This window comes from Arthrobacter sp. Cza30 (genome assembly GCF_059090765.1).
Genome location: NZ_JBNHGA010000007.1, coordinates 75717 through 91293 on the forward strand (window position 1 = coordinate 75717; position 15577 = coordinate 91293).

A 15577-nucleotide genomic window follows, 5' to 3' on the forward strand; every position below is an offset into this window, starting at 1 on the left:
GATATTCTACCGCTTCCAGTGCCCGGCCAACGAACCGGGCGTGTTGCAGGCCCGAAACCGGGCGTGGTTTTTGCTTCTCCAGCGCTATTGGGCCATCGCTGCGTCGGACACGATGTCGATCCGCCAGCCCGTCAGTTTTGCCGCGAGCCGGGCGTTTTGCCCTTCCTTGCCGATCGCCAGCGAAAGCTGGTAATCCGGCACCACGACCCGGGCGGAACGCGTCTCCGGGTCGGTGATGGTCACCGAGCTGACCCGCGACGGCGACAGCGCACTGGCGATGAACGTCGCCGGATCCTCGCTGAAGTCGACGATGTCGATCTTTTCGTCGTGCAGCTCGGTCATGACGGCCCGCACGCGGGAACCCATCTCGCCGATGCAGGCACCCTTGGCATTGAGTCCGGGCACGTTGGCCTTGACGGCGATCTTGGTCCGGTGGCCGGCCTCCCGCGCCAGGGCAACAATCTCCACGCTCTTGTCCGCGATCTCGGGTACTTCCAGCTCGAAGAGCTTCCGCACCAAGCCGGGATGCGAACGGGACAGCGTAATCGAGGGGCCCTTCATGCCGCGGTGGACGTCCACCACATAGGCGCGCAGGCGCGTGCCGTGCACGTAACTCTCCCCCGGGACCTGTTCGGGCGGCGGCAGCAGCGCCTCCACCGTGCCAAGGTCCACCTGCACCATGTGGGGGTTGTGACCCTGCTGGATCAAACCGGACACCAGCTCCCCCTCCTTGCCGCGGAAGGAACCCAGCACGTTGTCGTCCTCGACGTCGCGCAGCCGCTGCAGGATGATCTGGCGTGCCGTGCTGGCCGCGATCCGGCCGAACCCGCTGGGCGTGTCGTCAAACTCGCCGATCACGGTGCCGTCGTCGTCCACCTCGGCCGCCCAGATGGTGACGTGGCCGCTCTTGCGGTCCAGCTCCGCCCGGGCCTGGTCGATGGAGCCGGGCGACTTGTGATAGGCCACCAGCAGGGCCTGCTCGATCGTAGGGATCAGCAGGTCCAGCGGAATTTCGCGTTCGCGCTCAAGCAGCCGCAGGGCGCTCATATCGATATCCATCTCAGGCCTCCTCCTCGTTCTCCAGCTCGCCGTCGGCGGCAGCAATCGTGTCGTCGTCTACCGGGGCGAACTCCACTTCGACCTTGCCGGAGCGGATGTTCGTAAAGTCCAGGTGCACCGGTTCGCCGGGACGGGGCTTCATGCCCTTCTTCGGCGCTTCTTCCGGCCGAACGGTCACGCCGGCCTCGCCGACCTCCAGCAGGCGGCCGGCAACGTCGTCGCCGGCGACCAGCTTGACCTTGACCAGCCGGCCCACGTTCCGGCGCCAGTGGCGCAGCTGGGTGAGCGGCCGGCTGAGCCCCGGCGAGGATACCTCCAGGCTGTAGGCCCGGCCGTCGTCGCGCGGGTCCTCATCCAGCGTCTTGGAGAGGGCCTGCGACACCTCGGCGATGGCATCGAGCCCCACGCCGCCGGTCTGGTCCTCGGGCAGGTCCACGACGACGTGGATGATGCGCTGTGATCCGACGTGCCGGATTTCCACATCCTCGAGGAACAACTCGTGCGCGGCGACGGACGGTTCCAGCAGCTCTTTCAGGCGTGCGGCCTCCGCGGACGTGTCGGTACCGGATGTCCCTCCGGTAGTGGGCACGCCGCTGTGATCGCGCCGCTGGGCCATGCTGCCTCCCTGTTTCGTAAGTCTCGCTTCTAGACTAGCGACTTTACCGTCACTGGTGGCCTCCCCGCCGCCAGTACCCGCCACCGCCGGTGCAGCCGACGCCGAACCCGTGACATCATCTTCAGTTGTGGGATCTACTTCAAGGCGCCGCGGCGGCAAGCAGGCCGCGCCATCCCGGGCGTGGCGCCGGGCGCCGCTGCTGTTGCTCACCGCGGCGATCGTGGTCAGCACCGGCACCGTGGTGGCGAGCATCACCGACCCCGCCCCGCCCCCGAGCACCACCGAGCAAGCACGCCTCGACGCCCTGGCCGGGCTGGAGGGCCTGGCCTCGGCCTTCGAGGAACACGACGACGACGGCGCCTCCCCCACCGCCGACCTGCTCCGGACGCAAGCGGACCTGCTGAGGCTGACCACGTCCTGGCCGTCCGGGTCCCCTGCCGCACCAGACACCGCGGCCCCGTCTTCCCCCGCCGGCTCTGCCGGCAGCCCGGCCCCGGCCGTAAAGCCACCCGGTCCCGGGGAGCTGGCCGGGCTGGCCGGCGACCTGCTGGCCGACGCCCAGGAGGCGGACCCGGGGCTGGCCCGGCTGCTGGCCTCGATCGGCTCCGCGGTGTTCGCGCAGGCGCAGGTTTTGGCCGGCGGGGCGGAAGTGGCTGCGCCGTGGGACGCCCCGGAGATACCGCCCGCATCCCCCGGCTGCGCCGCGCCTTCCGCTCCGGCCGGGGACGGGCCCCGGTCGCCGTCGCCCGGCGCGCCGTCGACGGCGGAGGCCTTGGCCGCCGTCGTCCGCAGCCACGAGCGCCTGGCCTACGCCTATGAAACGGTGCTGCCGCGCCTCGCCGGCGCCGAACGTGCGGTCGCCGCCGAACGCCTCGCGGCGCATGCCGACGCCGCCGCGAACTGGCGGGCGGTGGCGGCGGCCGAATGCCTCGCCCTGCCGTTGCCGGAGCCGGCGTATGCCCTGGGCAGCGACTTCGCGGCCGATCCGCTGCCGGCGCTGCAGGGCGCCGAGGAGACCGCCCTCCGGCCGCTGGCCGACCTGGTCGCGCTCAGCAGCGGGAGGGTGCGGGAGCACGCGGTGTCCGGCCTCGCCGCCGCCACGGCGGACCTGGCGGCCTCGAGCGGCGTCGTGCCGCCGGCCCCGGGACTGGACGACGAGCTGCCGGCCGCGCCCGCCACCGACTCGTGAGGGGCGGACAGCTGACCGCCCCTCCGGTCGGGATCAGCGGCCCAGCACGTTCTCTTGCAACACGTCGTAGCCAAGTTTGAGGATCAGGGCCGCGACCACGGCCAGGAAGACCACCCGGATGAACTTGCTGCCCTGTGAGACGGCCATCCGCGCACCGACGTAACCGCCGGCCATGTTGGCGACGCCGAGCACCAGCCCGAGCCCCCACAGCAGCGCCCCGCTCGGCAGGAAAAAGGCCAGGGCGCCCAGGTTGGTGGCCATGTTCACGATCTTGGCCTTGGCGCTGGCGGCCAGGAAGTTGTAGCCGAGCAGCGCCACCATCGCGATGATCAGGAACGAGCCCGTACCGGGGCCGATCAGGCCGTCGTAGAAGCCAATGACCAGCCCGATTCCGGCGGCCGTGCCCAGATGCCGGGCGCCCTTGTAGCGCAGCCGGGTCAACGATCCCGCCGTCGGACGGAGCGCGGTAAAGACGGCCACCGCGATCAGCGCGGCGACGATGATCGGCTTGAATACCTCGGCGGGCAGCACGGTGGCCACGATCGCCCCGCCGAAGCTCCCGGCCAGCGCGACGGCGGCCATCGGCAGCGCCGTTTTCAGGTCCGGGTGCGCCCTGCGGTAATAGGTGACCGCGCTGGTGGTGGTGCCGAAGATGGAGCCCATCTTGTTGGTGGCCAGCGCCTGCACCGGGCTGATGCCGGGGACCAGCAGCAGCACCGGCAACTGGAGCAGGCCGCCGCCGCCCACCACGGCGTCCACCCAGCCGGCGGCAAAGCCACCCACGACCACGAGGGCGAGGGTGGCCAGCTGCAGTTCCTCGAGGCCGGAGGTCACCTCCCGGCCAGGGCTGCCAACTGCCCGGCAGCCTCGGCCAGCGGCACGTTTTCGGCCTGCCCGGTGGCCCTGTCCTTGACTTCCACGACGCCGTCGGCCAGCCCGCGGCCGACCACCACGATGGTGGGCACGCCGATGAGTTCGGCGTCGGAGAACTTCACGCCCGGGGAGACCTTGGGCCGGTCGTCGTAGATGACATCGACGCCGGCGGCGGACAGTTCCTCGGCCAGCCTGTTGGCTGCCTCGAAAATCTCCGTGCCCTTCCCTGTGGCGACGATGTGGACGTCGGCCGGGGCCACGTTGCGCGGCCAGGTCAGGCCCTTGTCGTCGTGATAGGCCTCGGCCAGCGCGGCCACCGCACGCGTGACGCCCACGCCGTAGGAGCCCATGGTCACCGTGGCCAGTTTGCCGTTGCGGTCCAGCACCTGCAGGCCCAGCGCCTCGGCGTATTTGCGGCCCAGCTGGAAGATGTGGCCCATTTCGATGCCGCGGGCCGCCTCCAGCGGACCGGAGCCGTCCGGCGCGGGGTCCCCTTCGCGGACCTCGACCGACTCGACGACGCCGTCCCAGCCGAAGTCGCGGCCGGCCACCAGGCCGAACACGTGCTTGCCGTCCTCGTTGGCGCCGGTGATCCAGCGCGTGCCGGGCACCACCCGGGGATCCACGAGGTAGAGCAGGCCGGTGGCCGACTCGGTCCCGAGGACCGCGGCGTCCAGGCTCTCGCCGGGACCGATGTAGCCCCTGACCAGACCCGGATGCTTCTTCAGGTCTTCCTCGGTGGCCGCCTCGACCTCGACTTCGCCGCCCACCGGGAGGAAGGCACCGATGTTCGCCTCGACGCGCTTGAGGTCGACGGCGCGGTCGCCCGGTACGCCAATGACCACCAAACTCCGCTCGCCGGTGGGCAGCTTGATGGCCAGGACGACGTTCTTCAACGTGTCCGCGGCGGTCCATTCCCCGTCCGCGCGAGGTGCCAGCTGGTTGGCCGCGGCCACCAGGGTGTCGATCGTGGGGGTATCCGGGGTGTCCTTGACCTCGGCAGCCGGGGCATCGGCGTAGTCCACCGGCTCCGGCGCCACGGTGGTGACGGCCTCCACGTTTGCGGCGTAGCCGCCGGGCGAACGCACGAAGGTGTCCTCGCCGATCTCGGTGGGATGCAGGAACTCCTCGCTCTTCGACCCGCCCATGGCGCCCGAGGTGGCCTTGACGGTCACCACTTCCAGGCCCAGGCGCTTGAAGATCCGCAGGTAGGCGCGCCGGTGCGCGTCGTAGCTGACGTCCAGGCCCTCGTCGTCCACGTCGAAGGAGTAGGAGTCCTTCATGATGAATTCGCGGCCGCGCAGCAGCCCGGCGCGCGGGCGGGCCTCGTCGCGGTACTTGTTCTGGATTTGGTACAGCGTCACCGGCAGGTCCTTGTACGAGGAGTACAGGTCCTTGACCAGCAGGGTGAACATTTCCTCGTGCGTGGGGGCCAACAGGTAGTCCGCGCCCTTGCGGTCCTGCAGGCGGAACAACCCGTCGCCGTACTCGGTCCAGCGATTCGTCGCCTCGTACGGTTCGCGCGGCAGCAGCGCCGGGAAATGGACTTCCTGGGCGCCGATGGCGTTCATCTCCTCGCGGACCACGGCCTCCACCTTGGCCAGCACCTTCAGGCCCAGCGGCAGCCAGGAGTAGATGCCAGGGGCGGCGCGGCGGATGTAGCCGGCGCGCACCAGCAGCTTGTGGCTGGCAACTTCTGCGTCTACCGGGTCATCGCGCAGGGTGCGCAGGAACATGCTGGACAGGCGAAGTACCACTGCAGGAATCCGTTTCTCAAGGGTTGGGCCGGCAGCGGCCCGCGAAATTCAACTGCCTTCTAATCTACTGGCTCCGCGCGCGTGCCAGCGACAGCCGCAGGCCCGTGCGGCGGGGCGGCCGCGGCGCGCCTGGACCCGCGGCTAGAACAAGACGGTGGCGAAGGTGCCGACCTGCCGGAAGCCGACCGCGGCGTAGGCGGCCATGGCCCGGTGGTTGTAATCGTTAACGTAGAGGCTTGCGACCGGCGCGTACTTGCGGGACAGCTCGACGACGGCGGCCATGCAGCCGGCTGCCAGACCGCGGCCGCGGTAGGCGGGGTTCACCCAGACGCCCTGGATCTGCACCGCGTCGGCGCTGACGTTGCCCAGTTCTGCCTTGAACACGACCTGCCCCTGGCCGTCCCGGCGGATCAGCGAGTGTCCCTTCCCGATCAGGGTGGCCACACGCTGCCGGTAGTGCTGGCCGCCGCCGATCAGCGGCGAGTACCCGACTTCCTCCTCGAACATCGCGACGCAGGCGGGCACCAGCACCTCAAAGTCGTCGTCGGTGGAGAACCGCACCTGCGGGTCCGCGGGCACGGCGGGAGTTCCGCGCAGCTCCATCAGCGGCTGGTTGGGCCGGACGTCGAAGGCCCGCGGATGGGCGTGCCGGTACGAGGACCAGATGCCGAGCACGCCCTCGGCGGGCCCGAAGATGGAGGACATGCGCCGTCCGCCGGCGGCCAGGTGGGCGCCCAGCCGGGCGCCCTGTTCGGCATCCAGCCCGGACGGGACCACGTTCACGCCCGCCCAGCAGGCCCCGGTGAGGACGCCGTCGTCGTACATTCCCAGGATGTGGGCACCGGACGGGGTGGGGCCGGCGGTCCCGGCGGTCTCCAGGTGGGCGGCGAGGAAGACGTTGGCTACCGGATCGGCGCGCACCAACGCCCAAAGGTCCGCGGTATCGGCGTCCGCCAGCGGCCGTATTCCGGCATGCTGATCGACGGGCACGGCCCCTGCCGCACCCGCCGTGTCGCGGCTAGCTGACGTTAACCACGGGGCTACCCTTGACAGCATTCTCGCCATCGGAGTCACCCATCTCCTCGGCAATCCGCAGTGCTTCTTCAATCAGCGTTTCCACAATCTGGTCTTCGGGAACAGTCTTAATGACCTGGCCCTTGACGAAGATCTGGCCCTTCCCGTTGCCGGAGGCCACCCCCAGGTCGGCTTCGCGGGCTTCGCCCGGCCCGTTGACCACGCAGCCCATCACGGCGACCCGCAGCGGCACCTCCATGCCTTCGAGCCCGGCAGTGACTTCGTCGGCCAGCTTGTACACGTCCACCTGTGCGCGCCCGCAGGAGGGGCAGGAAACGATTTCCAGCTTGCGTTCCCGCAGGTTGAGCGACTGCAGGATCTGCAGGCCGACCTTGATCTCTTCTACCGGCGGGGCGGACAGGGACACGCGGATGGTATCCCCGATCCCCTTCGACAGCAGCGCCCCGAAGGCGGTGGCGGACTTGATGGTGCCCTGGAACGCGGGACCGGCCTCGGTGACGCCGAGGTGCAGCGGCCAGTCGCCGCGTTCGGCCAGCAGTTCGTAGGCGCGGACCATGACCACCGGGTCGTTGTGCTTGACCGAGATCTTGAAGTCGTGGAAGTCGTGTTCTTCGAACAGCGACGCCTCCCAGACGGCGGATTCCACCAGCGCCTCCGGGGTCGCCTTGCCGTACTTCTGCATCAGCCGCGGGTCCAGGGAACCGGCGTTGACGCCGATCCGGATGGAGGTGCCGGCGGCCTTGGCGGCCGCGGCGATCTCCTTGACCTGGTCGTCGAATTTGCGGATGTTGCCCGGATTGACGCGGACGGCGGCGCAGCCGGCATCGATGGCGGCAAAAACGTACTTGGGCTGGAAGTGGATGTCCGCGATCACCGGAATCTGGGACTTCTTGGCGATGATCGGCAGGGCCTCGGCGTCATCGGCGCTGGGGCAGGCCACCCGGACAATGTCGCAACCGGAGGCCGTCAGTTCGGCAATCTGCTGCAGCGTGGCATTGATATCCGTGGTGGGCGTGGTGGTCATCGACTGCACGCTGATGGGCGAGTCCGACCCGACCCCGACGGACCCGACCTTGATCTGCCGGGTCTTGCGGCGCGGCGCCAGGACTGGCGGTGGTGAAGCTGGCATTCCAAGATTGACCGAGGTCAAAACGTCCTCCATGTGCCGGTAGGCAGTTGCTGATCAGGTTTCATTATCCCCTCCCCGCCGGGCGTTGGCACATGCTGCGGGAGTGGGAAGGATCATGCGTGGTCGGCGAACGCCCCGGTGACGGGCTTCCAGTCGGTGACTTTCAGGCCGGAGACGAAGTTGTTGACGTTGAACGGATCCTGCTTCAGCTCCTCCAGCAGGCTGGCTTCGTCCTCGGCGGTGAAGATCAGCAGGGCACCGGTGCCGTCGGCGTAGGGGCCGGAGGCCAGCAGGCGGCCCCGGTCCAGGAAGCCGCCCAGCCAGGCGCGGTGGGAGGGACGGTATTCGTCCCGGCCGGACTCGGAATCGGCGGCGTAGACGTATTCGACGGCAAAGACACTCATGGCCTTCACCTTACCCGCCGGTGGATGCGGGAGGGCTATCGGTAGGCCGGCTGTGGATGCGGGCGGGCTGCGGTGGCCGCCGGTGGTGCGGGCGGGCTATCGGTAGGAGGCGGGGCTACTGGTAGGAAACGAACCACGGAGCCGGCTTCACGCCGGTGTAGGTGCGTTCCGGGCTGAAGGTCGGGGTGTCTTCGTCGTAGAAGTTCTTCCAGCCCATCCAGATGTTCTTTGGCAGGTCCTCCCGGAGGACGCGCCAGGTGTCCAGTTTCTGGTCGGGCCCGCCGTGGCCGTCGGCGTGCAGCACCAGGGCCAGCTCCTCGTGGCCGGTTTCCAGCTTCTGGCGGTCCGAAATCATCTGGTACTGGAACTGGTGCAGGATCAGCACCTTCTGGGGCAGGGAGTTCTTGCGGGTAAGCTCCGCCAGCCAGTCGCCGACCCGGTTGATTTCCGCAGCGGACACCGAGCCGATTTGCTCCATGTGACGCTGCCCCTTGCCCAGCCGCCATTCCGGGTCCAGGGCCAGGCCCACGTGCGGTTCCTTCAGCAGGTCCTCGTACATCCTGGCCTGGGTGAGGAAGTCCGACCGGCCCGGCTGCAAGTCCAGCACCACGTACACCCCGGCCTCGCCGGCGGCGTCGATCCAGGGGCGCAGCTCGTCCGGATCCGTCTCCTCCGAATAGTCGCCGTCCTTTCCGGCCGAGGCGCTGGCAACCGTGGCGATGATCTCGAACGCCGGGACCACCGGTTCCTTGCTGTGCGGTTGGTACTGCTTGGCGAGTTTCTTCACGCGCTGCACTGACGCCTTGGCATCCTGCTCGCCGAGCGCGCCGAGGGCTGGTCCGGAGGGATGACCGTACAGCGCCACCATCCGCCGGGACGGGAAGGCCAACTGCCCGCCGCCGGGCAGCTCCGGCACGGTCAGCGCCGCCGTGGTCCGGCGCGCGAAGGTGTCGCCGCTGCCGAAGTCCTTGCCAACGGCGAGCACGCGGTTGTCGGGCTCCTGGCGCAGGAAGTCGATGGTCTCGCTGCCGCGCCGCGGGTCTGCGTGCGGGTCCTGGAAGACCCGGGCGCCTGCCGCTTCGACGACCGCCAGGGTCGCGGGATAGTCCCGCCCGCCGTCCTTGGCCGTCAACACCGAGACGGCCGCGGGCTCCTCGGCACGCTCGGGCGCCTCCACGTCCCCGTCCGGGGGCAGGATTTCCGCGTCCGTCAGCAGCGGGGCCCACGCCTCGAGGCCGCGGTCCGGGTCGGCGTCGGACCCCGTCGATGCGGTATTCAGGGCCGCGGAGCCGGGGATGGCAGAGGCGGTGGATCCAGCGGCCGAGCCGGCAGCGCCCGAGGCGGAGGACCCGGCCGCGGAGCCGGCCTTGGTCGAATCGGAGGGCCCTGCCCTGGAGCCGGCCTCCGGCGCGGCGCTCGGGGAGCCCACCGGTTCGGCGGGCGGCTGCCCGAAAGCCTTGACCTGGCGGACGCCGAGGCGCTCCAGCTCTTCGGCCAGCCCGTCTCCGGCCAACAGCAGCGGCACACCCATCGGTACCGACTCGGCAGCCGCGGCAGCTATGGCCTCGGCATCGTCGGGAGGCGCGACGAACGCCACGGGACTGGAGTCAAACAACGCCTGGCTGGCAGCGAGCGATGCTTCGGCGTCGGATCCGGCAATCACCTGCGGATCGGCGGCACCGGCCCTCAACTGCACGCGATCCGGGGCAGCCTCTGTTGACGCTGCCGATGATGGCGGATCCTGCGCCTCGCCCGGCGCGGTGCAACCGGCAAGTGCAACAGCGGCCGCCAGGACGGCGGCGGCGCCGGTCCTGAACCGGGGCCTGCGGCCCATCGTCTCCGCCCGGGCGGTGCCCCAAAGGCTCGCTGCGGTGCGGACTGTCCGCGGTGCCGTGCTCACGGGTTGTGGCTCCCTTCGCCGGTTCCGGCCAGTCTAACCACGGCGAAGGGCCGGGTTCCAACCAACGGCGGGCGCGCCGCGCACACGGGCCTGCCGCGCACACGGGCGAGCACCGCCGTCGTGCCGGATCAGGGAGGCGGCGGTTTCGCCGCGGCGCCGCCGTGACGGCGGGATCAGCCGAAGATGTTGACCGGTTTGACGATGTCCGCGTAAATCAGCAGGGCGCCCATGCCCATCAGCACCACGGCCACCACGTAGGTCAGCGGGAGCAGTTTGGCGATGTCCACCGGCCCCGGATCCGGGCGGCGGAACAGCTTGGCGAAGCCGCGGCGGATGGCCTCCCAGAGCGCGCCGGCCACGTGCCCTCCGTCGAGCGGCAGCAGCGGGATCAGGTTGAACACGAACAGCGCCAGGTTGACCGAGCCGACCAACCCGATCAGCGAGGCCGCCCGCGCCTCGAAGGGAATCTCGTCCATCGCGCTGATCTCGCCGGCAATCCGGCCCACGCCCACCACGCTCATCGGCCCGTTCGGGTCCCGCGGAGCATCGCTGAAAGCGGCCTCGGCCACGTCGGCCAGCCGCTGCGGCAGATGGAGCACCACGCCGGTGATCGCCTGCAGGTTCTCCCCCACGGCCGGGAGCACGTCGCCGGCCGGCTGCGGTACCAGCGCGGTGGTGGCGCCCATCCCCACGAAGCCCGCCTGCTCCGTCACCGGCTCGCCGTCGCCGTCGAGCACAGGTTGCCCGGCGTCGTCGTATACCGGGCGTTCGGTGAGGATCGGGGTGATGGTGGTGGTGATTTCCCGGCCGTCGCGCTGCAGCGTGATCGGCGTCTGCTCCCCCGCCGCCTCCCGGATCCAGGTGGTCAACTGGTACCAGTCGGTGACCGGCCTGCCGTCGAAGGCGGTGACGGTGTCCCCAGGCCGGATCCCCGCCGCCGTGGCGGGAGCCTCCGGATCGCTGGGCAGGCAGTCGGTTTGTCCCGTTTCGGCGGCCTGCGACGCCGGGACCACGCATTTATTGACCTGGGCGATGGTGGTGGTGGCCTGGGCGGTGCCGAAGCCGACCAGTACGATGCCGATCAGGACCGTGCCGATGACCAGGTTCACGAACGGACCGCCGAGCATGATGATGATCCGTTTCCAGACCGGCAGCTTGTAGAACATCCGGTTTCCGTCGCCGGGCTGCAGCCGCTCGGCTTCGGCCTGCCGGGCGTCGTTGGCCAGTTGCTGGAACATGCCGGTGCTGGACCGGCGGACCGCGACGCCGCCGTCGACGCCTCCGCTGCCGCCGCTGCGGCCGGTGCCGTCCTTGGCCGGCGGGTACATGCCGATCATCGAGACGTAGCCGCCGAGCGGGATGGCCTTCACGCCGTATTCGGTCTCGCCGCGCCGGCGGGAGAAGAGGGTCTTGCCGAAGCCGACCATGTACTGGGTGACCCGCACCTTGAACAGCTTGGCGGGCAGCAGGTGGCCCACCTCGTGCAGGGCGATGGACACGGCGATGCCGACGGCCACGAAGAGGACGCCGAGAATGAAAAGCAGAATGGTCACAACATAGCCAAACGTTCGTGGGCCCGCGAGCGTGCCCAGTCCTCTGCGGCCAGCACTGCGGCCACGGTCAGTTCACCGGACGGCGCGTGCTCGTCCACCACGGCAGCCACCGTCTCCACGATCTCGTCAAAGCGGATCCGGCCGTCGTGGAAGGCGTCAACGGCTTCCTCGTTGGCCGCGTTGTACACGGCCATGAAGGTCCCGCCGCGGCCTGCCGCCTCCTTGGCCAGCCGCACCGCGCCGAAGACCTCCTCGTCCAGGGGCTCGAAGGTCCAGCTGCTGGCCTGGCTCCAGTCACACGGCTGCGCGGCGCCGGGCACCCGCTCCGGCCAGCCCATGCCGAGCGCGATCGGCAGGCGCATGTCCGGCGGCGAGGCCTGCGCGATGGTGGATCCGTCGGTGAACTGCACCATCGAGTGCACCACCGACTGCGGGTGCACCACCACGTCGATCCGCTCCAGCGGGACGTCGAAGAGCAGGTGCGCTTCGATGACTTCCAGCGCCTTGTTGACCATGGTCGCCGAGTTGGTGGTGACCATCCGGCCCATGTCCCAGGTCGGGTGCGCCAGCGCCTGCGCCGGGGTGACGTCGCGCAGCTCCGCCCTGCTGTAGCCGCGGAACGGCCCGCCGGAAGCGGTGACGATCAGCCGTTCCACCTCGGCGGCCGTGCCCGAGCGGAGCGCCTGCGCCAGCGCCGAGTGTTCCGAATCCACCGGCACGATCTGCCCCGGCCGCGCGGCCTGCTTGACCAGGGGTCCGCCGGCAATCAGGGACTCCTTGTTGGCCAGTGCCAGCAGGTGGCCCGCACCGAGCGCGGCCAGCGTGGGGGCCAGGCCGATGGACCCGGTAATGCCGTTAAGCACGACGTCGGCGTCCGGCCAGGCGGCGATCCTCGCCGCGGCGTCGGGGCCGGCAAAGAGCTCCGGCGAGTAGCCGGACACCCCGGCGTCCGCCGCGGCGGCCTTGATGGCCGTTGCCAGTTCGTCCACCGTTCCGGCGGCGGTTCCGACGGCCTGGGCCCGGGTGTGGACCGCCTGCCGGGCGGCCAGTTCCACGTTGCCGCCGGCGGCGAGCGCCGTGACCTCGAAGCGTTCCGGGGCCGCGTCCACGACGTCGATCCCCTGCGTGCCGATCGAACCGGTGGAACCCAGCAGCACTACCCTGCGTCGGGCGGGAAGCGGGGCGGCGCGGGGCGGGTCTCGGAACTCCATGCGCTCAATTATCCAGCACCGGCGGTCCGGCCGCGGAGCACGGGCTGTGTGGCGTCCAAGTTACCCCTTGGCTTCGAGATCACCGGTTATCCGGGGTGATCTCGAAGCCATCCCCTGACCTGGTGGCGAGATCACCGGTTATATCCCCTGACCTGGTGGCGGGATCGCCCTTTACGGCGGGTCATCTCGACGACAACCCCCCGGCCGCGGGAACCTGCTCCTCACCCGCCCGGACATGGCGCCGGGTGCAGGGAAAATCTGCCGGTGCAGGGTTTGTGGGCCCTGCACCGGCAGCCAAACCCTGCACCGGCGTCGATGTCAGCGCCTCGGCGCTCCCCCGCGAGCGCGGGGTTGACGACTGTAGCAAGCCATCGAAGCCGCGCCGCCGGCTACCCCTGCTTGACCGCCAGCACGTTGCAGGAGGCGCCCAGCAGGATCGTTTGCGCCGTGGAACCCATCACCAGCTTGCCTACCGGCGTCCGGTTGCGCACCCCGATGACAATCAGGTCCGCCCCGGACTCTTCGGCGGCGTCGAGCACGTCGTCGGCGGCCAGCCCGTCCGAGATGCCGTGCCTGATGCTGAAATCGACGCCAGCCCCCGCCAGGACCGACTCCAGCCGGGTGACGTCGGCGGCGTCCGCATACGTTGGGTCCACCAACCGGTCGGCCCGGGTGGTGTTGACCACCAGCAGCTTCGCCGAACGGCGGCCGGCCTCGTCGATGGCGGCGGCCAGTGCGGCGTCGCCCAGGGCGTTAGGAACATACCCCACCACTATCGTCGTCATGCGCTGACCTCCTTGCCTTGGGGGTTCTCGTCGTCGAGCATCGCCGATTCCATCACGCGCTGGCGCTTCTTCATCCAGAAGGACAGCACGAAGATAATGACCAGCGCGACGTAGATGCCGGCCGAGATCGGGGTGGACACCAGCGCCATCGGATCCCCCTGGGAGATGGCCAGCGAACGCCGCAGCTGGCTCTCGAAAATCGGCCCCAGGATCATGCCCACCACGAGCGGGGCAATCGGGTAGCCGTACCGGCGCATGAAGAAGCCCAGCACGCCCACCACCAGCAGCACGAACACGTCGACCGGGGTGAAGTTCACCGAGAACGCGCCCATGGCCGCGAAGACCAGGATGCCGGCGTAGAGGTACGGCCGCGGGATCTGCAGGATCTTCACCCAGATGCCCACCAGCGGCAGGTTCAGCACCAGCAGCATCAGGTTGCCAACGTAGAGGCTGGCGATCAGTGCCCAGACCAGGGCACCCTCGACCTCGAACAGCAGCGGCCCGGGCTGGATGTTGTAGCGCTGGAAGGCCACCAGCATCATCGCCGCCGTCGCCGTCGTCGGAATGCCCAGCGTCAGCAGCGGGACCAGCACGCCGGCCGCGGCCGCGTTGTTGGCCGACTCGGGCCCGGCCACGCCCTCGATGGCGCCGCGCCCGAATTGCTTCTTGCGCGCGCCCCGGGCCAGCTTCTTCTCGGACGCATAGGACAGGAAGGTGGCCACGTCGGCGCCGCCGGCCGGCATGGTGCCGATCGGGAAGCCGATGAAGGTCCCGCGCAGCCACGGCTTCCAGGACCGCCGCCAGTCCTCCTTCTTCATCCACGACGTCCAGCCGCCGGTCACCGGGATGACCTTGACGGGCCCGTGCCGCAGCCGGGACGCCACGTACAGCGCCTCGCCCAGCGCGAACAGCCCCACGGCCACCAGCACCACGTCGATCCCGTCCGCCAGGAACGGGCTGCCGAAGGTGTAGCGCTGCTGGCCGGTCATCAGGTCCACGCCCATGAACGCCATGAACAGTCCCAGCCCCAGCGAGGCCAGGCCGCGCAGCACCGAGGCGCCCAGCAGCGCGCCCACGGTCAGGAACGCCACGACCATCAGGGCGACGTACTCCACCGGCCCGATCTGCACCGCGAACGCGGCAACATAGGGCGCCACGAAACTCAGCAGCACCGTCGCGACCGTGCCGGCAATGAAGGAGCCAATCGCCGCCGTCGCCAGCGCCGCGGCGCCGCGGCCGGCCTTGGCCATCCGGTTGCCCTCGAGCGCGGTGACGATGGAGGCGGATTCACCGGGCGTGTTCAGCAGGATCGACGTGGTCGAGCCGCCGTACATGCCGCCGTAGTAAATGCCGGCGAAGACGATGATCGCCGCCGTCGGCTCGAGGCTGTACGTGATCGGCATCAGCAGGGCAACGGTCATCGCCGGCCCGATACCCGGCAGCACGCCCACCGCCGTTCCGACCAGGACGCCGCCCAGGGCGTACAGCAGGTAGATCGGCTGCATCGCCACGGAGAAGCCCTCCAGGAGGGCGTAGAAGTTATCCATTCAGGAACGGCACCCCTTCGAGCACGCCGGCGGGCAGCGAGACGCCGAGGAGCCCGGCGAACGCGAACTGCAGCAGCAGCGCCATGACCACCCCGACCACGGCCGCACGCCACAGCGGCTTGGCGCCGAGCGCCCACGCAGCGCCGACGAACAGCACCGCCGCGGCAACCGGCCAGCCCAGCGGCACGATCAGGAAAATATGAACGACGACGGCGCCCGCCATCTTGGCGACGGTCAGCCAGTCCGTCTTGACATCCGGATCGATGTCTTCGCCCTCTTCGGCCTCGCCGGTGACGCCGCGCAGCAGCTGCACGATCAGCCCGGCACCGACGGCCACCAGCAGGCCGGAGACGATGTACGGCAGCGCCCGGGGTCCGATGTCGCTGGCCGAGTCGGGCGTTTCGATCCCTGCCCCGGCCACGAAGCCGACGATCCCGATGCTCAGGATCACGGCCGCGAAGATTATTTCTCCGAGCGGCTTGCCCGGGGCGGCAGTGCCGCCCCGGACCGCTCCAGTAG

The 15577-nt window shown here is 69.8% G+C and carries 14 protein-coding genes; 1 reads left to right on the top strand and 13 read right to left on the bottom strand.

Features of this window, described 5'->3' with window-relative positions; all coding sequences use genetic code 11:
• Positions 1-84: 84 nt before the first annotated feature.
• Positions 85-1059, bottom strand: coding sequence for a transcription termination factor NusA (gene nusA / locus AC5RVZ_RS23185; protein ID WP_494068000.1), 975 nt, complete (start codon positions 1057-1059; stop codon positions 85-87).
• Position 1060: 1 nt separating this feature from the next.
• Positions 1061-1675 (bottom strand): ribosome maturation factor RimP, encoded by a 615-nt coding sequence (rimP, locus tag AC5RVZ_RS23190; protein WP_494068001.1) that lies wholly within the window; start codon positions 1673-1675, stop codon positions 1061-1063.
• 127 nt (positions 1676-1802) lie between these two features.
• Here rimP and AC5RVZ_RS23195 point away from each other — a divergent pair, with 127 nt between their 5' ends.
• The gene (locus AC5RVZ_RS23195; protein WP_494068002.1) at positions 1803-2864 is read left to right on the top strand and encodes a DUF4439 domain-containing protein; all 1062 of its coding nucleotides are present in this window, start codon (positions 1803-1805) and stop codon (positions 2862-2864) included.
• Positions 2865-2897: 33 nt separating this feature from the next.
• Here AC5RVZ_RS23195 and AC5RVZ_RS23200 read toward each other — a convergent pair whose 3' ends face one another.
• The 11 genes from AC5RVZ_RS23200 to AC5RVZ_RS23250 all read right to left on the bottom strand — a co-directional run bounded on the left by AC5RVZ_RS23200 (position 2898) and on the right by AC5RVZ_RS23250 (position 15509).
• A complete protein-coding gene (locus tag AC5RVZ_RS23200; RefSeq protein ID WP_494068003.1) occupies positions 2898-3698 on the bottom strand; it encodes a sulfite exporter TauE/SafE family protein in 801 nt (266 codons plus the stop codon).
• Positions 3695-5494, bottom strand: coding sequence for a proline--tRNA ligase (locus AC5RVZ_RS23205; RefSeq protein WP_494068004.1), 1800 nt, complete (start codon positions 5492-5494; stop codon positions 3695-3697). Before AC5RVZ_RS23205 ends, AC5RVZ_RS23200 begins: the two co-directional genes overlap by 4 nt.
• A gap of 141 nt (positions 5495-5635) precedes the next feature.
• Positions 5636-6484: a GNAT family N-acetyltransferase gene (locus tag AC5RVZ_RS23210; RefSeq protein ID WP_494068005.1), complete on the bottom strand. Its 849-nt coding sequence runs from the start codon at positions 6482-6484 to the stop codon at positions 5636-5638.
• A 28-nt stretch (positions 6485-6512) separates the two neighbouring features.
• Positions 6513-7679: a flavodoxin-dependent (E)-4-hydroxy-3-methylbut-2-enyl-diphosphate synthase gene (gene ispG / locus AC5RVZ_RS23215; protein WP_494068285.1), complete on the bottom strand. Its 1167-nt coding sequence runs from the start codon at positions 7677-7679 to the stop codon at positions 6513-6515.
• Positions 7680-7771: 92 nt separating this feature from the next.
• Positions 7772-8062 (bottom strand): YciI family protein, encoded by a 291-nt coding sequence (locus tag AC5RVZ_RS23220; RefSeq protein WP_494068006.1) that lies wholly within the window; start codon positions 8060-8062, stop codon positions 7772-7774.
• 115 nt (positions 8063-8177) lie between these two features.
• Entirely contained in the window at positions 8178-9962 is a 1785-nt protein-coding gene (locus AC5RVZ_RS23225; RefSeq protein WP_494068007.1) for a hypothetical protein, read from the bottom strand.
• A gap of 173 nt (positions 9963-10135) precedes the next feature.
• Positions 10136-11515 (bottom strand): M50 family metallopeptidase, encoded by a 1380-nt coding sequence (locus AC5RVZ_RS23230; RefSeq protein ID WP_494068008.1) that lies wholly within the window; start codon positions 11513-11515, stop codon positions 10136-10138.
• The gene (dxr, locus tag AC5RVZ_RS23235) at positions 11512-12726 is read right to left on the bottom strand and encodes a 1-deoxy-D-xylulose-5-phosphate reductoisomerase (protein ID WP_494068009.1); all 1215 of its coding nucleotides are present in this window, start codon (positions 12724-12726) and stop codon (positions 11512-11514) included. The genes AC5RVZ_RS23230 and dxr overlap by 4 nt, the downstream gene beginning before the upstream one ends.
• 389 nt (positions 12727-13115) lie before the next feature.
• Positions 13116-13511, bottom strand: a complete 396-nt coding sequence (locus AC5RVZ_RS23240) for a universal stress protein (protein ID WP_493977715.1) — start codon at positions 13509-13511, stop codon at positions 13116-13118.
• The gene (locus tag AC5RVZ_RS23245; protein WP_494068010.1) at positions 13508-15058 is read right to left on the bottom strand and encodes a tripartite tricarboxylate transporter permease; all 1551 of its coding nucleotides are present in this window, start codon (positions 15056-15058) and stop codon (positions 13508-13510) included. The genes AC5RVZ_RS23240 and AC5RVZ_RS23245 overlap by 4 nt, the downstream gene beginning before the upstream one ends.
• Entirely contained in the window at positions 15051-15509 is a 459-nt protein-coding gene (locus AC5RVZ_RS23250) for a tripartite tricarboxylate transporter TctB family protein (protein ID WP_494068011.1), read from the bottom strand. Before AC5RVZ_RS23250 ends, AC5RVZ_RS23245 begins: the two co-directional genes overlap by 8 nt.
• Positions 15510-15577 lie beyond the last annotated feature (68 nt).